Here is a 24233-nt window from a genome sequence, read left to right on the forward strand (position 1 = left end):
CATCCTCGGCATCAGCCTTTCCACCCCGAACCAGGAGGTCTTCCATGGCCGGAACGAACCAGGGCATCATCGAGCCCCCCATCGACAGCCTTCTCGAGAAGGTCGACTCCAAGTACCAGCTCGTGATCTACGCCGCCAAGCGCGCTCGTCAGATCAACGACTACTACTCCGACCTGCACGAGGGCAACCTCTTCGACAACGTGGGCCCGCTCGTGGACTCGACCGTCGAGGACAAGCCGCTCACCATCGCGATGCACGAGATCCACGAGGACAAGCTCCGCCTGCGTCACGTCGAGTGACGTCCCGTCGGGCGTGAGCGGCCCCGGTCGGCTGTCCGCCGTCCGGGGCATACTCGTGTCCGTTGCACCCCACACCCGAATCAGCTTCTGCGCCTGAGGGAGCATGCATGACCGAGCTGCGGCTGTTCACCTCCGAGTCCGTCACGGAGGGGCACCCCGACAAGATCTGCGACCAGATCTCCGACAGCATCCTCGATGCGATCCTCGCCGAAGACCCGACGGGCCGGGTCGCCGTCGAGACGCTCGTCACCACCGGTCTCGTGCACGTGGCGGGTGAGGTCTCCACCAGCGCCTACGTGGAGATCCCCGCGATCGTGCGCGACGTGGTCAATCGCATCGGGTACACCTCCAGCGACACCGGGTTCGACGGCGAGTCCTGCGGTGTGAGCGTGTCGATCGGCGCGCAGTCCTCCGATATCGCCGCGGGAGTGAACCGGGCTTTCGAGCAGCGGGAACGCGGATCGATCGACCCCCGCGACGAGCAGGGCGCGGGCGACCAGGGCATCATGTTCGGTTTCGCCACGACGGAGACGCCGCAGCTCATGCCGATGGCGAGCTGGACCGCTCACCGCATGGCCGAGAGGCTGGCCGCCGCGCGCCGCGATGGCCGGCTGCCGTTCCTGCGCCCCGACGGCAAGACGCAGATCACCCTCGGATACGACGGGCAGATCCCCCGCACCGTCGAGTCCGTGGTGCTGTCCACCCAGCACCATCCCGACATCTCGCAGGACGACCTGCGTGCCCTCGTGCGGGCCGAGGTCATCGACCCCGTCCTCGCCGACACGGGCCTCGACCTCCCCGACGTGAAGTACTACATCAACCCGGCGGGCCCCTTCGTCGTGGGCGGCCCGAAGGGCGACGCCGGCCTCACCGGCCGGAAGATCATCATCGACACGTACGGGGGAGCGGCGCGTCACGGCGGCGGGGCGTTCAGCGGCAAAGACCCGTCGAAGGTCGACCGATCGGCCGCATACGCCATGCGCTGGGTCGCGAAGAACGCGGTCGCGGCAGGCCTCGCCGAGCGCCTCGAGGTGCAGGTCGCCTATGCCATCGGAAAAGCGAGCCCGGTCGGGCTGTACGTCGAGAGCTTCGGCACCGGCCGCATCGATGACGAGGCGATCACCCGCGCCATCCTCGACGTGTTCGATCTGCGCCCGAAGGCGATCATCGACCGCCTCGATCTGCTGCGCCCCATCTATGCCCAGACGGCTGCGTATGGACACTTCGGTCGCGATCTTCCCGATTTCACGTGGGAGCGCACCGACCGCGTCGAAGAGCTGCGCGCCGCCGCCGGACTCTGACGTGCCTCCGCTCGGCGGGGCGTTCGGATGAGTGCCCGGCGGGTCGCCCGGGTGCTGCTGGATTCGCCGCTTCCGCAGCTGGACCGTCTGTTCGACTACGCGATCCCGGCGAGCGTCGAGGTGACACCGGGGGTCCGCGTCCGTGTGCCGTTGCGGTCGGCCGGACGGCAGGTCGACGGGTTCGTCGTCGAGATCGATGAGGCCGACGACGGCGATCGGCCGCTGTCCGAGATCGACAGCGTCGTGTCGTCGGTCGCCGTGCTTCCTCCCCGGCTCTACGCACTCGCGCGACGGGTCGCCGATCGGGCCGCGGGGTCGGCCGCCGACATCCTGCGCCTGGCGGTTCCCAAGCGCATGGTGCGCGCCGAGAAGGCCTGGCTCGCGGCTGACCCGCTCGTCGCGCCGCTCGTGCCTGCTGAGGCACTCGCCCGCGCGAACGCGGCGCTGGAGGAGTACGCCGACCTGGTCGCCGGCCTGGCTGCGGGGGAGCGCCTGGTGGTGGATGCCCCGCCCCGCCCCGCCCGCGATATCGCCACCGGCGCGTGGGCGGTGCTGCTGGCGGCCTCCGCCGCTCACGTCCTCGCCGCCGGACGAAGCGTCATCCTCGTCGTGCCCGACTATCGCGACCAGGCGCAGCTGGAGCGCGCCCTGGGGGCATTCGTCCCCGCCGAGGCTGTCGTGCGCGACGACGCCGACCAGTCGGGCCCGGCGCGGTACGCCCAGTTCCTGCGCATGCTCGATGACGCACCCTGCATCGTCATCGGCCGCCGCTCCGCCGTCTACGCGCCCGTCCGGGCGGGGCTGGTCGCGATCTGGGATGACGGCGATCCGCTGCTGTCGGAACCGCTCAGCCCGGGCGTGCACGCGCGCGATGCGGCGCTGGTGCGGCAGGAACTCGAGGGGTCGGCGCTGGTGTTCGCCGGACACACGCGCACCACCGACGTGCAGCGGCTGGTCGATGTGCGGTGGGTGCGGGAGGCCAACCTGAAGCGCCGCGCCTCACCGCGGGTCGTGCTCAGCGCGACCCGTGAGGGAGAGCGCGGGTCACGGGTGCCGTCGTCGGCGTTCCAGGCCGCCCGCGAAGCCCTCGCGCACGGCCCGGTGCTCATCCAGGTCTCCCGCCCCGGCTACGCTCCCTCGCTCGTGTGCGGCGAGTGCCGCCGCCCCGCCCGCTGCACCTTCTGCGCGGGTCCTCTGCGGGCGACACGCCCGGGGGTCGTTCCCACCTGCGCGTGGTGCGGCCGGAGCGCACACGGCTGGACGTGCCCGCATTGCGAGGGGCAGACCGTGCGCATGGCCTCCTCCGGCAGCGAGCGAACCGCGGACGAGCTCGGGCGCGCGTTCCCCGGCGTCCGCGTGATCGTCTCCGACGGCGCCCACCAGGTCGCGGAGGTGGATGGACGCCCCGCCCTCGTCGTGGCGACCCGGGGCGCCGAGCCGTTCGCGCCCGGCGGGTACGCCACCGTCATCCTGCTGGACGGAGAGCGGATGCTGATGTCGGAGGCCCTGCACATCGGGGAGGACTGCCTGCGCTGGTGGTCCAACGCGGCCGCGCTGGCCGCCCCCGGCGCCCCCGTGCACCTCGTGGGGGTGACCGGGCCTGTGGCCCGCGCGCTGGCCACGTGGACGCAACCGTCCTATGCCCGCGGCGAACTCGCCGAGCGCGCCCCGCTGCATATGCCGCCGGCGGTGCGTCTCGCCTCGGTCGAAGGACCCCTCGCCGCCGTGGACGCGGCACTGACCCAGCTGCGTGCCGACGTGCCCGACCTCGCCACCGAGGCGATCCTCGGGCCGGTGACGCGCCCCGCCACCGATGGGGATGCTCCCGTTGCCCGCGCGCTGGTGCGCTTCGAATACGCGGCCGGCCGCGCCGTGGCGGAGAGCCTGCGCGCCGCGGTGGTGGCCGACGCCGTCTCTGCCCGCGCCCGGAGTCGCGGCAAGGGCACACGCGCCCGCAATACACTCAGAGTCCGGTTCGACATCCCCGAACCGGACCTGTGAGGAGAACCATGCGCCTCGTCTTCGCCGGCACCCCCGCGGCGGCCGTCCCCTCCCTGCGCGCCCTCGCGGCCGGCAGCCACGAGATCTCTGCGGTACTCACCCGCACGGATGCTCCGCTGGGCCGCAAACGCGTCCTCACCCCGTCCCCGGTGGCCCACGCGGCCACGGAGCTCGGGCTTCCCGTTCTCAAGGCCGACCGGCTGAACGAGGAGATCACCGACGCCGTCACGGCACTCGCCCCCGACCTCGGAGTGATCGTCGCCTATGGCGGGCTGGTGCGGGAGCCGCTGCTGTCCGCCCCCACCCACGGGTGGATCAACCTCCACTTCTCGCTCCTGCCGCGTTGGCGAGGGGCCGCACCCGTGCAACGCGCGCTCATCGCGGGGGACGACACCCTGGGCGCCAGCGTCTTCCAGCTCGTGGCCGAGCTCGACGCCGGGCCCGTGTTCGCCGAGGAGTCCCTGCCCGCGGGCGACGTGACGGCAGGTGAGGCGCTGGAGGCGCTCGCTTCCTCGGGCGCCGGCCTCCTCGCGCGCGTCGTCGACGACATCGCCGCCGGGCGCGCGGTCGCAAGACCCCAACTCGGCGAGCCGACCTTCGCCCCCAAACTCACCCTCGCCGACGGCGAGATCGACTGGACCACCGACGCCGCGGCCGTGCTCGCGCGCATCCGCGGCACCACCCCCGAACCGGGCGCGCACACGACCGTGGACGGCGCACGCCTGAAGATCACGCGAGCCGCACCGGCGGAGGCCGAAGGCGCATCCCTCGCTCCCGGCGAATTGACGCTCAGCGGTCGCCGCGTCCTCGCCGGCACCGGGAGCGTCCCCGTCGAACTGGTCAGCGTCCAGCCCGCCGGCCGCGGCGCCATGGCCGCCGCCGACTGGTGGCGCGGGCTCCGCACGGAAGCCCGGAGGGCGGGCGCATGAGCGTGCAAGCGGCACGGCAGGTGGCGTACGACGTGTTGCGCGCCGTGGACGACGCCGACGCCTACGCGAACCTCCTGCTGCCGCACACCATCGCACGAGCAGGTCTGGACACGAAGGATGCGGCGCTGGCGACCGAGCTGACCTATGGCACGCTCCGCCGGCGCGGAACGTACGACGCCGTGATCGCGCTGGCCGCCGCCCGCCCCGCCGACGACATCGATCCGCCCGTGCGGGATGCGCTCCGCCTCGGAGTGCACCAGATCCTCTCCACACGCGTCGCCTCGCACGCCGCCGTCAACGAGTCGGTCGAGCTCGTCCGGCGGGCCGCCGGCCGCGGTCCGGCGGGGTTCGCCAACGCCGTGCTGCGGCGCGTAGCCCGCGACACGCCGGGCACATGGCTGGCCCGCGTGGGTGAGGCTGCGCGCTCGAACGACGAACGCATATCGCTCGCGTCGTCGCATCCGGTGTGGATCGTGCGCGCCTTCCGCCGCGCGCTGGCCGCCGAGGGCCGCGCCGACGAGCTCGACGACCTCCTCCAGGCCGACAACGACGCCCCGCGCGTGACGCTCGCCGCCCTGCCGGGTCTCGCCGAGGTGCCCGCCGAGGCGCGCCGCGGCCGCTACTCGCCCTTCGCCTTCCCGCTGGCCGGGGGCGACCCGGAGGAAACGGTCCGCGCAAGCGAGGGCCGCATCCGCGTACAGGACGAGGGGTCGCAGCTGGCCGCCCTGGCGCTCAGTCGCGCGACGCCGGTGAGAGCGGGGGAGCGGTGGCTGGACCTCTGCGCCGGGCCGGGCGGTAAGACGGCGCTCCTGGCTGCCGAAGCGCTGGCAGCCGGTGCCTCCCTGGAAGCGAACGAAATCTCCCCGGCGCGCGCCGAGCTCGTCCGCCGCGCGGTCGCCGCAGTGCCGCTGGACGTCCCCGTCTCGGAGGAGGACGGCCGCAGCCGCGCGGCGTCGGCACCCGGCTCCTACGACCGCATCCTGGTCGACGCGCCCTGCACGGGCATCGGCGCGCTGCGTCGGCGCCCCGAGGCGCGGTGGCGGAAGACCCCGGGCGATGTGCCGGGTCTGGCCGAACTGCAGCGGGAACTCCTCCTGGCCGCCATCGAAGGGCTCCGGCCCGGCGGCATCGTCGCTTACGTCACGTGCTCGCCGCACTTGGCGGAGACGGCCGGAGTGCTCGCCGACGTGCGCCGCGACGTGGGGGGAAGGATCGAAGAGCTCGATGCCCGCGCCGTGCTCCGGTCGATCTCCCGCTCGCCGATCGAGCTTCCCGAGCAGGCCGACGGATCGGGTCGCGCGCAGCTCTGGCCCCATCGGCACGGAACGGACGCGATGTCGATCGCGCTCCTGCGCAAGACGGCGTGAGGCGCGCTGGCCATAATGGACCCGTGGCCCCTCCGCGCGATTCCGATGATCCGGTCCGGATCAACCCCAGCATCCTCGCCGCCGACTTCGTCAACATGCAGTCCGAGCTCGCACGGATCGCCGGGGCGGACTTCGTGCACGTCGACGTCATGGACAACCATTTCGTGCCCAACCTGACGTTCGGGCCGCAGATGGTGCGACGGGTTCAGGACACCAGCCCGGTCCCACTCGATGTGCACCTCATGATCGACGCCCCCGAGCGCTGGGCTCCGGCCTACGCCGAGCTCGGCGCCGCATCGGTCACCTTCCATCTCGAAGCATCCGCCGAGCCGGTGACTCTGGCCCGCCGGTTGCGGGAGATCGGCGCGCGCGCCGGGGTCGCGATCAAGCCCGACACTCCCGGAGAGGGCTTGTTCGACGTCCTCGACGAGTTCGATCAGATCCTCGTCATGACCGTGGAGCCCGGCTTCGGGGGGCAGTCCTTCCGACCCGAAACGATGCCGAAGCTGCGGGCCCTCGTGGACGAGGCCCGCCGGCGCGGCTCGACGGTGTGGTTCCAGGTCGACGGCGGCATCTCCGAGTCGACGATCGCGCAGGCCGCCGAGGCGGGAGCCGACACCTTCGTGGCCGGTTCCGCCGTGTTCGGGGCGGGTGACCCGGACGCCGCGATCGCCCACCTCCGCTCCCTCGCGCGCCGCCACTACACCGCTCCCTGAGCGGAACCGACATGGCCCGTCCTGGTCTCGGCCGGGCTCGAGCTGGTGGTGAGCCGGCTCAGCATCGCCGCGCACTGACCCGGCGGCCGCCGCAGGTTCGATACCCTGGCTGAGTGAAGACGTTCGACGCCCTGTTCGCCGAGCTGAGCGCGAAGGCGATCGAACGCCCGGCCGGCTCCGGTACCGTCGCGCAACTGGACGCGGGAATCCATGCGATCGGCAAGAAGGTCGTCGAAGAGGCCGCCGAGGTGTGGATGGCCGCGGAGTACGAGTCCGACGCCGCCGCAGCCGAGGAGATCTCCCAGCTGCTGTACCACCTGCAGGTTCTCATGCTCGCGAAAGGCCTGAGCCTCGAGGACGTCTACCGACATCTCTGAGCGCTCCCTCCCTCCCATTCGCCTCCTCCCACGAAAGCCCGTCATGTTGCGCATCGCCGTGCCGAACAAGGGCTCGCTCGCCGAGACCGCCTCCGAAATGCTCTCGGAGGCCGGTTACACCGGCCGGCGGGACCCGAAAGATCTTCACGTCATCGACCCCGCTAACGAAGTCGAGTTCTTCTACCTCCGACCCCGCGACATCGCGACGTACGTCGGATCGGGCGCCCTCGACGTCGGGATCACCGGTCGCGACCTGCTGCTGGATGCTCGCATGCCCGGTGCACGGGAGGTCGAAGCGCTGGGCTTCGGTGATTCCACGTTCCGCTTCGCCGGACGTCCCGGACGCTTCACCGAACTCGCCGACCTGGAAGGCGCCCGCGTGGCCACCGCCTACCCGGGTCTGGTCGACGGCTTCCTCGACGAGCGCGGCATCGCCGTCGACCTCGTACCGTTGGACGGAGCGGTCGAATCCGCCGTGCAGCTGGGCGTGGCGGATGCGGTCGCCGATGTCGTTTCGACCGGGACGACGCTGCGTCAGGCCGGCTTGGAGATCTTCGGTCCGGCGCTCCTCCAGTCCGAAGCGGTCTTGATCGCCGGCCCCCGTGACGTGGACGGCACCGACACTCTGCTGCGGCGCCTGCGCGGCGTGCTCGTGGCCCGGCGGTACGTCCTCATCGACTACGACCTGCCCGCCCGTCTCGTGGACGACGCCGTCACGGTCGCACCGGGAATCGAATCGCCCACCATCTCTCCCCTCCGCGACCCCGAATGGGTGGCCGTCCGGGTCATGAGCCCGAAGCGCGGGGTGAACCAGGTGATGGACGCCCTCTGGGCCATCGGTGCCCGCGCCATCCTCGTGACCGAGATCCACGCGGCACGCCTGTGACGAACGGTCTGTGACGATGTCTCTGGCACGACGTGTCATCCCCTGCCTCGACGTGGCCGCCGGCCGTGTGGTCAAAGGCGTGAACTTCGAGAACCTCCGCGACATGGGCGACCCGGTCGAGCTCGCGCGGCTCTACTTCGACCAGGGCGCCGACGAGATCACGTTCCTGGACGTGACCGCGACGGTCGACGAGCGGGCGACCACGTACGACGTCGTCCGGCGGACGGCCGAAGAGGTCTTCATACCGCTGACCGTCGGCGGGGGAGTGCGCTCCGTCGATGACGTCGCGCGGCTGCTGGCCGTCGGCGCCGACAAAGTCGGCGTGAACTCCGCCGCGATCGCGCGCCCCGACCTCGTCGACGAGATCGCCGACCGGTTCGGTGCGCAGGTGCTGGTCCTCTCGCTCGACGTGAAGCGTGCCGCCACGACCGCATCCGGGTTCGTCGTCACCACGCACGGAGGCCGCACCGAGACCACCCTCGACGCGCTCGACTGGGCGCGTGAGGCGATCGAGCGGGGCGCCGGCGAGCTGCTGGTCAACTCCATCGATGCCGACGGGACCAAGGAAGGCTTCGACCTCGAGCTCGTCGCCCTCATGCGGGAGGTGTCCAGCGTCCCCGTGATCGCCTCCGGGGGCGCCGGCGCCGTCGAGCACTTTGCGCCGGCCATCCACGCCGGTGCCGACGCGGTGCTGGCCGCATCCGTGTTTCACACCGGGGTGCTGACCGTCGGGGACGTCAAGGCGGCGCTGGCCGCAGACGGGATCGAGGTGCGTTCGTGACCACGCAGAACGACGAAGGCGGGAGCGTGGAGGACAGGATCGCGCGCGTCGCGTTCACGCCCGAGGGCCTCGCCCCCGCGATCATCCAGCAGCACGACACCGGCGAGGTACTCATGCTCGGATGGATGGATGCCGAAGCCCTCCGCCGCACGCTGACCAGCGGCCGGGTGACTTTCTGGTCGCGATCGCGCGAGGAGTATTGGCGCAAGGGTGACACATCCGGCAACATCCAGCTCGTCCGTGGAGCGCGCCTGGACTGCGACGGGGACGCCCTCCTGATCCAGGTGGAGCAGGTCGGCCCCGCCTGCCACACGGGAACCCGCACGTGCTTCGACGCCGATGACCTGGAGCCCGTGGTGGGCGCCTCGTCATGAAGCGGCGCGCCCGGCTGCTCGCCGTCGTCGCCATGCTCGCCGCCGGGGCGATCGGCGTGATCTCGGCGACGCAGACGTGGCTGACCGTGACACTCGCAGATGGCTCCGCCGAACCTCTCCTCGTCCCCGGCGCCGACGCCCTTCCGGTGCTGACGCCGCTGAGCCTGGCCGTGCTCGCCCTGGGCGCCGCACTGTCGATCGTCGGAACCGTCGTGCGTGTGATCTTCGGAGCGTTGGGCGTCGTGCTCGCCGTGGCCCTGGGCTGGGCGACGGCCATGATCGCCCTCTCACCCTCGGTGACCGCTGTCGCCTCGACGGTGACCACCGCCACGGGAATCGCCGGGGTCGACGCCGTCGCCCGCCTGGTGGCGAGCATCGATCCGACGCCGTGGCCTCTGATCACGCTGCTCGCGCAGGTCCTGCTGGCGGCCGCCAGCGGATTCACCCTCGTCACCGCCCGCCGTTGGCGAAGCGGCGCTGACCGGCGGTACAGCTCGGCCCCCGGGCCGGCCGGGTCGCGGCCGCCCGATGCGATCGACTCCTGGGACGACCTGTCCCGGGGCGAAGACCCGACGCGCTGAACGCCCCGGTGATTCGGACCGGCAAGGGGCACCGGTAGACTGGGGTGCGCACACGACAGGCCGTGCCCGCACCCGAAGGAGACCCATGAGCAGCAACATCGGCGACCCCGGTCACGGACACTCTCCGGCCGCCTGGACGGCCGTGACGATCATGCTGGTCGCCATCGCGATCGGCACCGTCGCGTTCTTCCTCGACCTCGCCTGGCTGGTGATCGCTTCTGCTGTTCTGGTGGTCGTCGGGCTCCTCGTGGGCTGGGGTATGTCGCGGGCCGGCTACGGCGTCGGCGGCTCGAAGACCACCGTCAAAGAGCATTGAGCATGCTCGCCGACCTGACGGCCGGCGCTGTGGAAGACGCCGCTGCGCGGGCCGTCGCTCGTCCGCTGGCGGAGGTGGAACGCGACGCGCTGAATCGGCCTCCCGCGCGAGACGCGTTGGCCGCCCTGGCACCCGCCGACCGGGTGAAGATCATCGCCGAGGTCAAGCGCGCGAGCCCCTCCCGCGGAGATCTCGCCGAAATCCCCGACCCGGCCCGTCAGGCCGCGCTCTACCAGGAAGGCGGCGCATCCGCCATCTCCGTCCTCACGGAGGGACGTCGCTTCAAGGGCAGTCTCGCCGACCTCGAGGCCGTGAAAGACGCGGTCGCCCTTCCGGTGCTGCGGAAAGACTTCATCGCGAACCCGTACCAGGTGCTGGAAGCGCGCGCCGCCGGCGCCGACCTGGTGCTGCTCATCGTGGCCGCGCTCGAGCAGCGGGTGTTGATCGACCTGCACGCGCTCGTTCTGGACCTCGGGATGACACCCCTCGTGGAAGCCCACTCGGCGGACGAGGTCGCTCGCGCCTCCGACATCGGGGCACGCGTGATCGGGATCAACGCCCGTGACTTGTCGACGTTCGAGCTTGATCGTGATCTGTTCGGCCGCCTCGTCGACCGTGTGCCGGCCGACGCCATCAAGGTCGCCGAGTCGGCTGTGCTCGCCCCCGCCGACGTGGCGCACTATCGCGCCGCCGGAGCCGACGCTGTCCTGGTGGGAGAAGCCCTGGTCACCGGCGACCCCGTCGCGACGCTACGGGCCTTTCTGGGAGCATCCTCATGAGTCTTCGTGACCAGTCCGGACCGTTCTTCGGCGATTTCGGGGGCAGGTTCATGCCCGAGTCGCTCATCGCCGCGATCGACGAGCTCACGGCCGTGTACGAGTCGGCGATGGCCGACCCGGCGTTCCTGGACGAACTCCGCCGATTGCTGCACAGCTATGCCGGACGCCCGTCGCCGATCACCGAGGTGCCGCGGTTCGCGGCGCACGCCGGTGGCGCCCGCGTCTTCCTCAAACGCGAAGACCTCAACCACACGGGGTCACACAAGATCAACAACGTCCTGGGCCAGGCGCTGCTCACCCAGCGCCTGGGCAAGACACGGGTGATCGCCGAGACCGGCGCGGGTCAGCATGGCGTCGCCACAGCGACCGCCGCCGCTCTGTTCGGATTCGACTGCACGATCTACATGGGCGAGGTCGACACGGAGCGCCAGGCGCTCAACGTCGCGCGCATGCGCCTCCTCGGCGCCGAGGTCATCCCCGTCCGCACCGGCTCACGCACCCTCAAGGACGCCATCAACGACGCGTACCGCGACTGGGTGGCCAGCGTCGAGACGACCAATTACATCTTCGGCACCGCGGCCGGCCCCCACCCCTTCCCGGCGATGGTGCGCGACTTCCAGAAGGTCATCGGCGAGGAAGCCCGCGCCCAGCTGCTCGACGAGGTCGGGCGCCTTCCCGACGCCGTGTTCGCCTGCGTGGGCGGCGGGTCCAACGCGATCGGCATGTTCGACGCGTTCCTGGACGACGAGGATGTGCGCCTGTACGGCGTGGAAGCGGCCGGCGACGGCGTGGACACGCCGCGGAACGCGGCATCCATCGAACGTGGGCGTCCCGGCGTCCTGCACGGATCTCGCACGTTCGTGCTGCAGGACGAGGACGGGCAGACCATCGAGTCGCATTCGATCTCGGCGGGCCTGGACTATCCGGGCGTCGGCCCCGAGCACGCCTGGCTGTCATCGATCGGCCGCGCGGAGTACATCCCCGCGACGGACGACGAAGCGATGCAGGCCCTCCGCCTCCTGAGCGAGACGGAGGGGATCATCCCCGCCATCGAGTCCGCCCACGCCCTGGCCGGCGCTCTGCGGATCGGTCGCGACCTCGGACCCGACGCCGTGATCGCGGTGTGCCTGTCCGGTCGCGGCGACAAAGACATGGACACCGCCGCCCGGTACTTCGAGCTGTACGACGCGCAGCAGGCGGAGATCGTGAACGTTCCGCCGGCGGATGACGCCGCCAGCGGAGAAGGCGTGGAACTGTGACCTCCCGGGTGGCCGCGGCCCTCGACGCCGCTCATGCCGAAGGACGGGGGGCCTTCATCGGGTACCTGCCTGCAGGGTTCCCCGACCTGCGGACCGGGATCGAAGCCGCCGTGACGCTGGCCGAGAACGGCGCCGACGTCCTGGAGATCGGACCGCCCTACAGCGATCCCGTCATGGACGGCGCCATCATCCAGGAGGCCACGCAGGCGGCCCTGGCCGGCGGCTTCCGACTCTCCGATCTCTTTCCCGCGATCGCGGAGATCACGCGCAGGGTCGATGTGCCCGTTCTCGTCATGACGTACTGGAACCCCGTGGTGCAGTACGGCGTGGACCGCTACGCCGACGACCTGCTGGCCGCGGGCGGCGCGGGTCTGATCACGCCCGACATCACTCCGGAGAACGCGGAGGAGTGGATCGCCGCCAGCGAGCGCACGGGCCTTGATCGCGTGTTCCTGGCCGCGCCCACCTCCACCGACGAACGCCTCGAGCTGATCGCCGCGGCCTCGACCGGCTTCGTCTATACCGTCTCGACGATGGGCATCACGGGCGAACGCGCCCAGCTGGATGCAGCGGCCCGGACGCTCGTCGGCCGTCTCCGGGCACACGGCGCGACGCGCGCGTGTGTGGGAATCGGCATCTCGACCCCCGAACAGGTGGCCGGCGTGGTGGAGTACGCCGACGGCGCGATCGTCGGCACGGCGCTGGTACGCGCCCTCCGCGACCGCGGACTCGAGGGCCTCGCCGAAACCGCGCGTTCCCTTTCCGGCGGCACCGTGCGGTGATCTACCTCGAGCGGTCGGCGCCCCCCGGTCTGGAAGGGCCCGTCCGCCGCGTCTGGTTCCTGGAGACACCACGTGCCCGGCCGTACGAGAAGATCCTTCCGCTCCCGTGGATCCACCTGATCGTCAACCTCTCCACTCCCTACCGCATCTTCACCCGTGACAGAACGCCGCTGCCCGTCGCGGATGCCTTCATCTCCGGACCGCACGCCGAATACCTGATCACCGAGCTTCCCGAGACGATCCGCCACGTGGGCGTCGAGCTCGAGCCGAACGCGCTCAGCTCCGTCTCCGCTGTCAGCCCGGCTCGGGTCGTGGGGCGGGTACAGCCGGCTGCCGCGGTGATCGACGGGATCGACGAAGTGGCCTCCGCGCTCCGCCGTGGCTCCGCTCCGGTTCCCCCAGGCGATGCGCTGGACGCGATCGTGACCTGCCTGGCGGACGCGTACCGGCCGGTGCCGGCCGATCCGGTCGCTTCCGCGGTCCTGGCTGCGATCCGTGAGGATCCGGCCCGTCCCATCGGCGACCTGGCGATCGCGCTGGGTGTCTCGCACCGCACGCTGATCGGTCGGTTCCGGGGCGCGGTGGGCATGGCACCGAAGGCCTATGCGCAGGTGTGGCGATTCCACACTCTGATCAGCTCGCTGGGATCCGGCACGCCGGGATGGGCCGATGTCGCCGTGAGCTCGCGCTACTACGATCACGCCGACGTCATCCGCGCCTTCCGACGGTTCACGGGCTGGACCCCCGGCGAGTACCTCAAGCGGGTTCGCGCCTCCGGACCCGACGCCGCGCTGTTCGTCCCCCTGTCGGAGCTCCCTCCTCCCGAGGGTCAGCCGACGCGCTCATAGGCGTCGCGCAGCCAGCCGCGCAATTCGTCGTCCACCTCTGCGGGGGTGGCCAGGTCAACGGCGTGCGTGCACATCCCCGTGGCTGCACGGAGTCGTTCCGTGGGCGGCGCACCGCGAAGGTTGAGGCCGACGCGTACTCGAGCCGCGCTCGGCACCTCGACGTAGGCGAACTGGCGACCGCGCCGGAAGGACACCGCCGTCTTCTTCACAACGACCTCGACGTCGGCCCCGAGGCCCGTGGCCGCCGACGCCACCGCGTCGTAGAGCCCACGCAGTGCCGCTTTCCGGCCGGTGAACTGCGCATCCAGCATCGCGGAGTCCGAGGCCGGCATCTCACCGCGCGCGAGGTAGCGGGCCGCGATGAGATTCGCGAAGCCGTGGGACACCGCGTACTCGCTCTTGAGGTGTCCGAGGATCTTGCCGTGTGTGCCCAGACCCGTCCCGTCGATCACCTGGAACCATTCGTCCAGCGTGCGTCCGGTCTTCTCCGGAACGTTACCGAGCATGGTCAGGGTCGCCTGGTCCATCCACCTCACCCCCCATCACGCACCACCGTAGCGAGGAGAAAACGGATGGCGATCGTAGATTCTCGACCGGCCGTAGACTCTTTCGCATGACGTTCGCCTCCTCGAGCGCCCTCAGCGGCGTGCTCGGCAGCATCCCGAGCCCCGAGATCAGCTTCATCCAGCTCGGTCCGCTGCGGATCTATTTCTACGCGCTGTGCATCATCGTGGGCATCATCGCCGCGACCCTGCTGACCAACGCGCGCCTGACCCGCCGCGGCGCCGAGCCGTGGATCGTCATCGACATCGCGCTGCTGGCGGTACCTCTCGCCATCATCGGCGCGCGGATCTATCACGTGCTCACCCACCCGGGCTTCTACTTCGGCGAGGGCGCCGACCCCTGGGCGGTGTTCCGCATCTGGGAGGGCGGCATCGCCATCTACGGCGCGCTTCTCGGCGGCGCCGTGGGCGCGTGGCTGGGATGCCGGTGGACCGGTATCCGCTTCTGGACACTGGCGGATGCCATCGCCCCCGGGCTGCTCCTCGCCCAGGCGCTCGGGCGATTCGGCAACTGGTTCAATCAGGAGCTGTTCGGCCTTCCCACCGATCTGCCGTGGGGACTGGAGATCGACAGCGACAACGCCGCCTTCCCCGCAGGGCTCGAGCCCGGCACCCTCTTCCACCCCACGTTCCTGTACGAGGTTCTCTGGAACCTCCTCGGCGTCGCCGTCCTCCTGTGGGTCGGCCGCCGGTTCCGCCTCCAGTGGGGGCGCCTCTTCGCGGTCTATCTCATCTGGTACAGCGCAGGACGCATCGTGTGGGAGTCCATCCGGATCGATCCGAGCGAGATCTACTTCGGGCTCCGCACCAACGTGTGGGCCGCGATCGCCGGCGTTCTGCTCGGACTCGTGCTCTTCTTCGTCCAGCGTCGCCGGCACCCGGGGTACGAGCCGTCGCCCTACGTGCCCGGTCGCGAGGCGAAGGGCAAAGGGGCTGTACAATCGACCGACCCCAACGACTTCGTCGATGTGAGCGAGCCGCCCGCGACGGAGAACCGCGTCGGCAGCGCCACAAGCACCACTGTCACGAGTTAGGAAATTTCCGGGCCGACGTCGTCCCATCTTGAGCAACAACGTGAGGACGGTTGGTATGGCCTCGAGCCCCCGTTCCGGAGCCGTCGGAGGAGCGCTGCCTCCCCGGCAGGGCATGTACAACCCGGCATTCGAGAAGGACGCCTGCGGCCTGGCGATGGTCGCGACGCTGCGCGGCGAACCCGGGCACGACATCATCGACCTTGCGCTGACGGCTCTGCGCAACCTCGAGCACCGCGGCGCCATCGGCTCCGATGCGGGCACGGGTGACGGTGCCGGCATCCTGACGCAGATGCCCGACGCCTTCCTGCGGGAGGTCGTCGACTTCGACCTGCCCCCCGTGGGCGAGTACGCGGCCGGCATGGCCTTCCTGCCCCTGGATGCTGAGGAACGTGCCGCGCAGAAGGCCGGCATCGAACGGCTCGCCCACAGCGAGAACCTCGTCGTCCTCGGCTGGCGCGAGGTTCCGGTCGACCCCGAGCACCTCGGCAAGCTCGCCTACAAGGCGCGGCCGGCCTTCGAGCAGCTGTTCATCGCCCGTCCGGCCGTCGGGGACGCCCCGGCACTGTCGGGGCTCGCGCTGGACCGCCGGGTCTACCGCCTGCGCAAGCGCGTCGGTCACGAGCTCGACGCCTACTTCGTGTCGCTGTCCAGCCGCACGCTCGGCTACAAGGGCATGGTCACCACGCTCCAGCTCGAGCCGTTCTACCCCGACCTGCAGGACGAGCGGTTCGCCTCAGAACTCGCCGTCGTGCACTCGCGGTACTCGACGAACACCTTCCCGTCGTGGCCGCTCGCGCAGCCGCTGCGCATGCTCGCCCACAACGGCGAGATCAACACGGTCAACGGCAACCGCAACTGGATGCGGGCGCGTCAGTCGCAGCTCGAGTCCGAGCTGCTGGGGGACATCACCCCGCTTCTGCCGATCTGCACCGACGGCGCCAGCGACTCGGCGTCCTTCGACGAGGTGCTCGAGCTGCTCACGCTGACGGGACGCAGCCTGCCCCACGCGATGATGATGATGGTCCCGGAGGCCTACGAGAAGCAGCCGGACATGGATCCGCAGCTGCGCGCGTTCTACGAGTACCACTCCATGCAGATGGAGCCGTGGGACGGCCCGGCGGCGCTCATCTTCACCGACGGCACCCTCGTGGGGGCGACCCTCGACCGCAACGGCCTGCGCCCGGGGCGTTGGATGGAGACCACCGATGGTCTCATCGTGATCGGGAGCGAGACGGGCGTGCTCGACTTCGAGCCGGCGCGGATCAAGCGCCGCGGGCGCCTTCGCCCGGGTCGGATGTTCCTGGTGGACACCGCACAGCACCGCGTGATCGAAGACAGCGAGATCAAGTCCGACCTGGCGAACATGGAGCCGTGGCAGGAGTGGCTGGATGCGGGGCGCGTGCAGCTGAGCGAGCTGCCGGAGCGCGAACACATCGTGCATCCGATCGCCTCGATCACCCGCCGCCAGCGCACGTTCGGCTACACCGAGGAAGAGGTCCGCATCCTTCTCACCCCGATGGGGCAGAACGGTGCCGAACCGCTCGGGGCGATGGGCAGCGACACGCCCGTGGCGGTCCTCAGCGAGCGCCCCCGCCTGTTGTTCGACTACTTCGTCCAGCAGTTCGCCCAGGTGACGAACCCGCCGCTGGACTCCATCCGCGAGGAGGTCGTGACGTCCCTCAGCCTCGGTCTCGGCCCTGAGCGCAACCTGCTGGACTGGGGCCCCGATCACACCCGCGTCGTCACCCTGGACTTCCCGGTCATCGACAACGACGAGCTCGCGAAGCTCCAGAACATCGACAAGGCGCTTCCCGGGCGGCGCTCCGTCACCATCCGAGGCCTGTATCACTTCGATCAGGGACGCCGCGCGCTCGAAAAGCGTCTCGACGCCATCTGCGCCGAGGTCGACGAGGCGATCGAGGACGGCGCGGAGTTCATCATCCTGAGCGACCGCGACTCGAACAAGGACCAGGTCCCGATTCCGTCGCTTCTGCTCCTCTCCGCGGTGCACCACCACCTCATTCGGCGGCAGAACCGCTTGAAGGTGGGCATCGTGGTCGAGGCCGGTGATGTGCGGGAAGTCCACCACGTCGCGACGCTGCTGGGCTACGGAGCATCCGCGGTGAACCCCTACCTCGCCATGGAGACCGTCGAATACCTCGTGCGCGCGGGCTTCATCACCGGGATCACCCCCGAGAAGGCCGTCAAGAACCTCATCTACGCCCTGGGCAAGGGCGTGCTGAAGATCATGTCGAAGATGGGAATCTCGACGGTGTCGTCCTACGCCGGAGCGCAGGTCTTCGAGGCCGTCGGGCTGTCGGAGGAGTTCGTCGGGAAGTACTTCACCGGCACCGAGACCAAGCTCGGCGGCATCGGCATCCAGCAGGTCGCCGCGGAGAACCAGGCCCGCCACGACTTCGCCTATCCCGAGGACGAGGCGGTGCGCGCGCACGAGCGGCTGTGGACCGGTGGCGAGTACCAGTGGCGCCGCGACGGCTCCCCGCACCTGTTCAACCCCGACACGGTCTTCCGGCTGCAGCACGCGACCCGCGAGCGGCGGTACGACATCTTCCGCGAGTACACGCGACTGGTGGACGACCAGGCGAACGAGCTGAAGACCCTTCGCGGGCTGTTCCATCTGCGCACCGACGCCCGGCCGGCGGTGCCGATCGACGAGGTCGAACCGATCTCGTCGATCGTCAAGCGTTTCTCCACGGGTGCGATGAGCTACGGCTCGATCTCCAAGGAAGCACACGAGACGCTCGCCATCGCGATGAACAGCATCGGTGCCAAGTCGAACACCGGTGAGGGCGGCGAAGACGTCGACCGGCTCCTCGACCCCGAACGTCGCAGCGCGATCAAGCAGGTGGCCTCGGGCCGGTTCGGCGTCACGAGCCTCTACCTCACCCAGGCCGACGACATCCAGATCAAGCTCGCCCAGGGCGCCAAGCCCGGCGAGGGCGGCCAGCTTCCGCCGGCGAAGGTGTACCCGTGGGTGGCGCGCACGCGGCACGCGACGGCCGGCGTGGGCCTCATCTCGCCCCCGCCCCACCACGACATCTACTCGATCGAAGACCTCAAGCAGCTGATCTTCGACCTCAAGCGCGCCAACCCCAGCGCGCGCATCCACACCAAACTCGTGAGCCAGTCCGGAATCGGGGCGGTCGCCGCCGGTGTCGCCAAGGCGCTTTCGGACGTCATCCTCGTCTCCGGTCACGACGGCGGCACGGGTGCGAGCCCGCTGAACTCGCTCAAGCACGCCGGCACCCCCTGGGAGCTGGGGCTGGCCGAGACGCAGCAGACCCTCATGCTCAACGGCATGCGTGATCGGGTCGTGGTGCAGGTGGACGGACAGCTCAAGACCGGGCGCGATGTCATCATCGGCGCGCTGCTGGGCGCAGAGGAGTTCGGCTTCGCGACCGCGCCCCTGGTGGTTTCGGGCTGCGTGATGATGCGCGTCTGCCACCTCGACACCTGCCCGGTCGGTGTGGCGACACAGAACCCCGTGCTGCGGGCGCGGTTCACCGGAAAGCCTGAGTTCGTCGTGAACTTCATGGAGTTCATCGCCGCCGAGGTACGCGAGTACCTCGCCGCCCTGGGGTTCCGTTCCCTGGACGAGGCGATCGGCCACGCTGAACTTCTGGACGTCGACGGGGCGATCGAGCACTGGAAGGCCAGCGGATTGGACCTGACCCCCATCCTGGAGGGTCCCCAGTTCGCCGACGACGAGCCGCGACGTTCCGAGCGCCCGCAGAAGCATGAACTGGACGAGCACTTCGACGTCGCCCTGATCGAACGTGCGCAGGATGTCATCGCCCACGGAGGGTCGGTCGCGATCGAGATGCCCATCCGGAACACGGCACGCGCCGTCGGGACGATGCTCGGGCACCGCGTGACCCGCGTGCACGGTGAGAACGGGCTGACGTCGGGCTCGATCGACGTGTCACTGACAGGCTCGGCCGGGCAGTCCCTCGGGGCCTTCATGCCCGCCGGCATCACGCTGCGTCTGGAGGGCGACTCCAACGACTACGTCGGCAAGGGTCTCTCCGGCGGCAAGATCGTCGTCCGGCCCCCGCGCGCGTCGACGTTCGCCGCATCCGAGAACGTGATCGCCGGGAATGTGATCGGTTACGGCGCCACGCAGGGCTCGATGTTCCTCAGCGGCGTGGTGGGGGAGCGGTTCTTCGTCCGCAACTCCGGTGCCACCGCCGTGGTCGAGGGTGTGGGCGACCACGCTCTGGAGTACATGACCGGCGGTCTCGCGGTGATCCTCGGGGCGACCGGACGCAACTTCGGGGCAGGGATGTCCGGGGGTACCGCCTACGTCTACAAGCTCGACCGCGCGCTGGTGAACCGTGAGGCGCTCGCATCCGGTGAGTTGGTCCTCGGGCCCCTGGGTGCGGGGGATGCGGAGATCCTGCGCGATCTGCTGTCGGAGCACGTTGCGGAAACCGGGTCCGTCCTCGCCCAGCGCCTGCTGGCCGACTTCGACGCGGAGTCGGACGACTTCGTGCGCGTCGTACCGCGCGATTACGCGGCGGTGCTGGAGACCCGGCAGGCGGCGCTGGCCGAGGGACTCGACCCGGACGGCGACGTCGTCTGGAACCGCATCATGGAGGTGACCGGTGGCTGATCCGAAGGGCTTTCTGAAGACGACGGAGCGCGAGCTTCCGCCGCGGCGGCCGGTGCCCGTGCGCATCATGGACTACAAAGAGGTCTACGAGGCCGCGGATCCCGCGATGGTCCGCCGCCAAGCGGGCCGCTGCATGGACTGCGGCATCCCGTTCTGCCATAAGGGCTGTCCGCTGGGGAACCTCATTCCCGAGTGGAACGACCTCATGTGGCGGGGCGAGGGTCGCTCGGCGATCGAGCGCCTGCACGCGACGAACAACTTCCCCGAGTTCACCGGCCGGCTCTGCCCCGCCCCGTGCGAGAGCTCGTGCGTCCTGGGCATCAATCAGCCGGCGGTCACGATCAAGCAGGTCGAGGTCTCGATCATCGACGAGGCCTTCACGCGCGGATGGGTCGAGCCCGAGCCGCCGGAGCGCCTCACGGGCAAGACCGTCGCGGTGGTCGGATCCGGACCGGCGGGCCTCGCCGCAGCTCAGCAGCTCACCCGCGCGGGGCATACCGTCGCGGTGTACGAGCGCGACGACCGCATCGGCGGGCTCCTGCGGTACGGCATCCCCGACTTCAAGATGGAGAAGCGCCACCTCGAGGCGCGGCTGCGCCAGATGCGCGACGAAGGCACCCGCTTCCGTGCGGGCGTCGAGATCGGGCGGGACATCTCCTGGAACGACCTGCGCAGCCGCTACGACGCGGTCGTCGTCGCCACCGGCTCCACCGTCCCGCGCGATCTCCCGATCCCCGGCCGGGATTTCGAGGGAGTGCACTTCGCGATGGAGTACCTCGTCGAGTCGAACAAGGCCGTGGCCGGTGACGACGTGCCCTCGCAGATCAGCGCACAGGGGAAGCACGTCATCGTCCTCGGCGGCGGCGACACCGGCGCCGACTGCATCGGCACGGCGCACCGCCAGGGGGCGCTCAGCGTGACGAACCTCGCGATCGGCCAGCAGCCGCCCGAGCTGCGTCCGTCGCATCAGCCGTGGCCGATGACCCCGACGCTGTTCGAGATGTCGTCTGCGCACGAGGAAGGCGGTGAGCGCACCTACCTCGCCTCGACCGTGGAGTTCCTCAGCAACGGCTCCGGCGAAGTGCGGGCGCTGCGCGTCGCGGAGACCGAGTTCGTGGATGGGCGTCGCGTCCCCAAGAGCGGCACCGAGCGCGAGATCCCCGCCGACCTGGTGCTGATCGCCCTCGGATTCACCGGCCCCGAGCGGCCGCAGCTGGAAGACCAGCTCGGCGCGCAGTTCACGGGGCGCGGCAATGTCGCACGCGATCACGACTACGCCACCACCTCTCCCGGCGTCTTCGTCGCCGGCGACGCGGGACGTGGCCAGTCGCTCATCGTGTGGGCCATCGCCGAGGGCCGGGCTGCCGCCGCATCCGTCGATCGCTACCTCATGGGCACGACCGCGCTGCCCTCGCCGGTGCGCCCGGCCGATGTCGCCATCGGTCTGCAGCCCGCGTAGGCTGGCCGAGGCCACCCGACCACCCTCCCCTTCTTCCTCCTGGAGCACATACACAGTGAGACGCGCCAAAATCGTCGCCACCTTGGGCCCCGCAACCTCGTCGTACGAGATGGTTCGCGCCATCATCGACGCCGGCGTGGATGTGGCTCGCCTGAACCTCAGTCACGGCGACTACTCCGTGCACGAGGGGAACTTCGCCAACGTACGGAGGGCAGCGGAGGACGCGGGCAAGCCGGTCGCGATCCTGGTCGACCTGCAAGGCCCCAAGATCCGCTTGGGACGGTTCGAGAACGGCCCGCACGAGCTGGCCGCCGGCGATATCTTCACCATCACGATCGAGGATGTGATGGGCACGAAAGAACGGGTCTCCACCACGTTCAAGGGCCTACCGCAGGACGTGAAGCCGGGAGATTTCCTCCTCATCGACGACGGCAAGGTGCGGGTGCGCGTCATCGCCGCCGACGACACCGACGTCACCACTGAGGTGGTCGTGGGCGGAATGGTGTCCAACAACAAGGGCATCAACCTCCCCGGCGTCGCCGTGAACGTCCCCGCACTGAGCGAGAAGGATGAAGCAGACCTCCGCTGGGGCCTGCGGATCGGCGCCGACCTCATCGCCCTGTCCTTCGTCCGCTCGGCCGAGGACGTGGACCGGGCGCGCGTCATCATGGGCGAGGAGGGGCGCCACGTCCCGATCATCGCCAAGATCGAAAAGCCGCAGGCGGTGGACAACCTCGAGAGCATCATCGATGCGTTCGACGGGATCATGGTGGCCCGCGGCGATCTCGGTGTCGAGCTGCCGCTGGAGGCGGTGCCCATCGTGCAGAAGCGCGCGGTGGAGCTCGCGCGCCGGATGGCGAAGCCCGTCATCGTGGCCACGCAGATGCTCGAGTCGATGATCTCCAGCCCCGTTCCCACCCGCGCCGAAACCAGCGACGTCGCCAACGCCGTCCTGGACGGTGCCGACGCTGTGATGCTCTCCGGTGAGACCAGCGTGGGGGAGTACCCGGTCGTGGTCGTGGAGACGATGGCCCGCATCGTCGCCTCCACGGAGGAGCACGGACTGGAGCGCATCCTGCCGTTGACGAACAAGCCGCGCACACAGGGTGGCGCGATCACCCTTGCCGCGGTCGAGGTCGCCGACTTCGTCGAGGCCAAGTTCCTGTGCGTGTTCACCGAGTCGGGCGATTCCGCACGCCGCCTCGCGCGCCTGCGCTCCATGATCCCGATGCTCGCGTTCACCCCGGAGCCGGGCATCCGCCGCCGCCTCGCGCTCACCTGGGGAGTGCGTGCGACGCTCGTCGAACACGTGCCCCACACCGACCGGATGTTCATCCAGGTCGACGACTACCTCCTCGGGCGCGACCTGGCGAAGGTCGGCGACAAGGTGGTCGTGATCTCCGGATCCCCTCCCGGCATCGCCGGCTCCACGAACGACCTGCGCGTGCACCGCGTGGGCGACGCGGTGCACGGAGCGGCTCCGATCTACCAGGCCGACCGGTGATGTCCCGCGCGCGAGCGCGCCCGGGATGCGGGGCGATCGCGCGCGTGCGCTAGGGTCGATGCCGACGTGCAGGCCGGTGTGGCGGAATGGCAGACGCGGGGCACTCAAAATGCTCTGTCCGAAAGGACGTGTGGGTTCGAGTCCCACCACCGGCACGATGGCATATCGGCTCCGTGAGGGGCCGGTATGCCACCTCTCCCCGAATGTCGGCCGAAAGCCGACGCCCGCAGTTCTAGGATGGAACACGTGACCGACTCAGAGCCCCCCGCTGCATCTGCCCCCCGTCGCGTCGTCGTGGCGGAGGACGAGTCGCTGATCCGCCTGGACATCGTCGAGATCCTCCGCGACAACGGGTACGACGTGGTCGGTGAAGCCGGCGACGGCGAGACCGCGGTCCAGCTGGCCACCGAGCTCCGGCCCGACCTCGTGATCATGGACGTGAAGATGCCACAGCTGGACGGCATCAGCGCAGCCGAGCGGCTCAGCAAGAACCACATCGCCCCGGTCGTGCTGCTCACCGCCTTCAGCCAGAAGGAACTCGTCGAGCGTGCGAGCGAAGCCGGTGCCCTCGCCTACGTCGTGAAGCCGTTCACGCCGAATGACCTGCTCCCCGCGATCGAGATCGCCCTGGCCCGCCACGAGCAGATCATCACGCTCGAGGCCGAGGTCGCCGACATGGTCGAGCGGTTCGAGACCCGCAAGCTCGTCGACCGTGCCAAGGGTCTCCTCAACGAGAAGATGGGCCTGACCGAACCCGAGGCATTCCGCTGGATCCAGAAGGCGTCGATGGACCGCCGCCTCACCATGCAGGACGTCGCCAAGGCGATCATCGAACAGCTCGCGCCGAAGAAGTCCTGACCGCCCCCGCTCCGTCCCCCGCCGCCGCCGCCGCCGCTCCGTCCCGCGCCTCCGCCGCTCCGTCCCGCGAGACTGCACGGCCGCCACGAGGCTGCGTGCGACGGATGCTGTCTCGTGGCGCAGGTGGAGTTTCGCGGTCCTGAAGCCGGGTCAGGCGCGCGGCATGTCCTTGACGTGGTTAGTGATGCGCACCGTCGAGCAGCGTCTGCCCTCCTCGTCGGTGACGACGATCTCGTGCACGGTCAGCGAACGGCCGAGATGAATCGGCGTGCACACTCCGGTGACGATCCCCGAGGTCGCCGAGCGGGTGTGCGTGGCATTGATGTCCACACCCACCGCGAGTCGCCCGGGGCCGGCGTAGAGGTTGGCGGCCATCGAGCCGAGCGACTCTCCCAGCACGACGTACGCGCCGCCGTGGAGGAGCCCCACGGGCTGCGTGTTCCCTTCGACGGGCATCGTCGCGACGGCCCGCTCGACGGAGAACTCCACGAACTCGATGCCCATCTTCTCTGCGAGGGCACCCACGCCACGGGCGCGGGCCCAGTCGATTCCGGAAGCGGTCTGCGGGGGAGTGGAGCTCATCGTC

At 70.0% G+C, this 24233-nt stretch carries 23 protein-coding genes and 1 tRNA gene; 22 read left to right on the plus strand and 2 right to left on the minus strand.

Annotated elements, in window-relative coordinates; translation table 11 throughout:
* Positions 1-44: 44 nt before the first annotated feature.
* From rpoZ to AC4FS1_RS04430, 16 genes are all read left to right on the plus strand, one after another.
* Positions 45-299 (plus strand): DNA-directed RNA polymerase subunit omega, encoded by a 255-nt coding sequence (gene rpoZ, locus AC4FS1_RS04355; RefSeq protein ID WP_442927132.1) that lies wholly within the window; start codon positions 45-47, stop codon positions 297-299.
* Between the two features lie 107 nt (positions 300-406).
* Positions 407-1600 carry a methionine adenosyltransferase gene (metK, locus tag AC4FS1_RS04360; protein ID WP_491152985.1) on the plus strand — a complete coding sequence of 398 codons (1194 nt, stop codon included), beginning with the start codon at positions 407-409 and terminating at the stop codon, positions 1598-1600.
* Positions 1601-1627: 27 nt separating this feature from the next.
* On the plus strand, positions 1628-3601 hold the full coding sequence (locus AC4FS1_RS04365) for a primosomal protein N' family DNA-binding protein (RefSeq protein WP_491152987.1): 1974 nt from the start codon (positions 1628-1630) through the stop codon (positions 3599-3601).
* 8 nt (positions 3602-3609) lie between these two features.
* Positions 3610-4530 (plus strand): methionyl-tRNA formyltransferase, encoded by a 921-nt coding sequence (fmt, locus tag AC4FS1_RS04370; protein ID WP_491152989.1) that lies wholly within the window; start codon positions 3610-3612, stop codon positions 4528-4530.
* Positions 4527-5897 carry an RsmB/NOP family class I SAM-dependent RNA methyltransferase gene (locus AC4FS1_RS04375; RefSeq protein ID WP_491152991.1) on the plus strand — a complete coding sequence of 457 codons (1371 nt, stop codon included), beginning with the start codon at positions 4527-4529 and terminating at the stop codon, positions 5895-5897. Before fmt ends, AC4FS1_RS04375 begins: the two co-directional genes overlap by 4 nt.
* Before the next feature lie 23 nt (positions 5898-5920).
* Positions 5921-6613 carry a ribulose-phosphate 3-epimerase gene (rpe, locus tag AC4FS1_RS04380; RefSeq protein ID WP_491152993.1) on the plus strand — a complete coding sequence of 231 codons (693 nt, stop codon included), beginning with the start codon at positions 5921-5923 and terminating at the stop codon, positions 6611-6613.
* Between the two features lie 113 nt (positions 6614-6726).
* Entirely contained in the window at positions 6727-6990 is a 264-nt protein-coding gene (locus AC4FS1_RS04385; RefSeq protein WP_491152995.1) for a phosphoribosyl-ATP diphosphatase, read from the plus strand.
* A gap of 43 nt (positions 6991-7033) precedes the next feature.
* Entirely contained in the window at positions 7034-7876 is an 843-nt protein-coding gene (gene hisG, locus AC4FS1_RS04390) for an ATP phosphoribosyltransferase (RefSeq protein WP_491152996.1), read from the plus strand.
* 16 nt (positions 7877-7892) lie between these two features.
* Positions 7893-8657 (plus strand): imidazole glycerol phosphate synthase subunit HisF, encoded by a 765-nt coding sequence (gene hisF / locus AC4FS1_RS04395; RefSeq protein ID WP_491155637.1) that lies wholly within the window; start codon positions 7893-7895, stop codon positions 8655-8657.
* 26 nt (positions 8658-8683) lie between these two features.
* The gene (gene hisI, locus AC4FS1_RS04400; protein WP_491155638.1) at positions 8684-9031 is read left to right on the plus strand and encodes a phosphoribosyl-AMP cyclohydrolase; all 348 of its coding nucleotides are present in this window, start codon (positions 8684-8686) and stop codon (positions 9029-9031) included.
* Entirely contained in the window at positions 9028-9612 is a 585-nt protein-coding gene (locus AC4FS1_RS04405; RefSeq protein WP_491152998.1) for a Trp biosynthesis-associated membrane protein, read from the plus strand. The genes hisI and AC4FS1_RS04405 overlap by 4 nt, the downstream gene beginning before the upstream one ends.
* 85 nt (positions 9613-9697) lie before the next feature.
* Entirely contained in the window at positions 9698-9928 is a 231-nt protein-coding gene (locus AC4FS1_RS04410; protein WP_491152999.1) for a DUF6704 family protein, read from the plus strand.
* Positions 9929-9930: 2 nt separating this feature from the next.
* Positions 9931-10707 (plus strand): indole-3-glycerol phosphate synthase TrpC, encoded by a 777-nt coding sequence (gene trpC, locus AC4FS1_RS04415; RefSeq protein WP_491153001.1) that lies wholly within the window; start codon positions 9931-9933, stop codon positions 10705-10707.
* On the plus strand, positions 10704-11966 hold the full coding sequence (gene trpB, locus AC4FS1_RS04420) for a tryptophan synthase subunit beta (protein ID WP_491153003.1): 1263 nt from the start codon (positions 10704-10706) through the stop codon (positions 11964-11966). Before trpC ends, trpB begins: the two co-directional genes overlap by 4 nt.
* Positions 11963-12748 carry a tryptophan synthase subunit alpha gene (gene trpA / locus AC4FS1_RS04425; RefSeq protein WP_491153004.1) on the plus strand — a complete coding sequence of 262 codons (786 nt, stop codon included), beginning with the start codon at positions 11963-11965 and terminating at the stop codon, positions 12746-12748. The genes trpB and trpA overlap by 4 nt, the downstream gene beginning before the upstream one ends.
* The gene (locus AC4FS1_RS04430; protein WP_491153005.1) at positions 12745-13596 is read left to right on the plus strand and encodes a helix-turn-helix domain-containing protein; all 852 of its coding nucleotides are present in this window, start codon (positions 12745-12747) and stop codon (positions 13594-13596) included. The genes trpA and AC4FS1_RS04430 overlap by 4 nt, the downstream gene beginning before the upstream one ends.
* Here AC4FS1_RS04430 and AC4FS1_RS04435 read toward each other — a convergent pair.
* The gene (locus AC4FS1_RS04435; RefSeq protein WP_491153007.1) at positions 13578-14123 is read right to left on the minus strand and encodes a DUF5655 domain-containing protein; all 546 of its coding nucleotides are present in this window, start codon (positions 14121-14123) and stop codon (positions 13578-13580) included. The two genes, AC4FS1_RS04430 and AC4FS1_RS04435, sit on opposite strands and share 19 nt — an antisense overlap.
* A gap of 86 nt (positions 14124-14209) precedes the next feature.
* Here AC4FS1_RS04435 and lgt point away from each other — a divergent pair, with 86 nt between their 5' ends.
* From lgt to AC4FS1_RS04465, 6 genes are all read left to right on the plus strand, one after another.
* The gene (lgt, locus tag AC4FS1_RS04440) at positions 14210-15193 is read left to right on the plus strand and encodes a prolipoprotein diacylglyceryl transferase (protein ID WP_491153009.1); all 984 of its coding nucleotides are present in this window, start codon (positions 14210-14212) and stop codon (positions 15191-15193) included.
* Positions 15194-15248: 55 nt separating this feature from the next.
* Complete coding sequence (gene gltB / locus AC4FS1_RS04445) at positions 15249-19826, plus strand: glutamate synthase large subunit (protein WP_491153011.1); 4578 nt, start codon at positions 15249-15251, stop codon at positions 19824-19826.
* Positions 19819-21285: a glutamate synthase subunit beta gene (locus tag AC4FS1_RS04450; protein ID WP_491153012.1), complete on the plus strand. Its 1467-nt coding sequence runs from the start codon at positions 19819-19821 to the stop codon at positions 21283-21285. The genes gltB and AC4FS1_RS04450 overlap by 8 nt, the downstream gene beginning before the upstream one ends.
* A gap of 55 nt (positions 21286-21340) precedes the next feature.
* Entirely contained in the window at positions 21341-22789 is a 1449-nt protein-coding gene (pyk, locus tag AC4FS1_RS04455; RefSeq protein WP_491153014.1) for a pyruvate kinase, read from the plus strand.
* A gap of 72 nt (positions 22790-22861) precedes the next feature.
* Positions 22862-22944, plus strand: a tRNA-Leu gene (locus AC4FS1_RS04460).
* 82 nt (positions 22945-23026) lie between these two features.
* Complete coding sequence (locus AC4FS1_RS04465) at positions 23027-23647, plus strand: ANTAR domain-containing response regulator (protein ID WP_491153015.1); 621 nt, start codon at positions 23027-23029, stop codon at positions 23645-23647.
* A gap of 150 nt (positions 23648-23797) precedes the next feature.
* Here the strand turns inward: AC4FS1_RS04465 and AC4FS1_RS04470 are convergent, their stop codons facing one another.
* Positions 23798-24229 carry a hotdog fold thioesterase gene (locus AC4FS1_RS04470; RefSeq protein WP_491153017.1) on the minus strand — a complete coding sequence of 144 codons (432 nt, stop codon included), beginning with the start codon at positions 24227-24229 and terminating at the stop codon, positions 23798-23800.
* Between the last annotated feature and the right edge of the window lie 4 nt (positions 24230-24233).

It is taken from the genome of Microbacterium sp. Z12_35, from assembly GCF_058310475.1.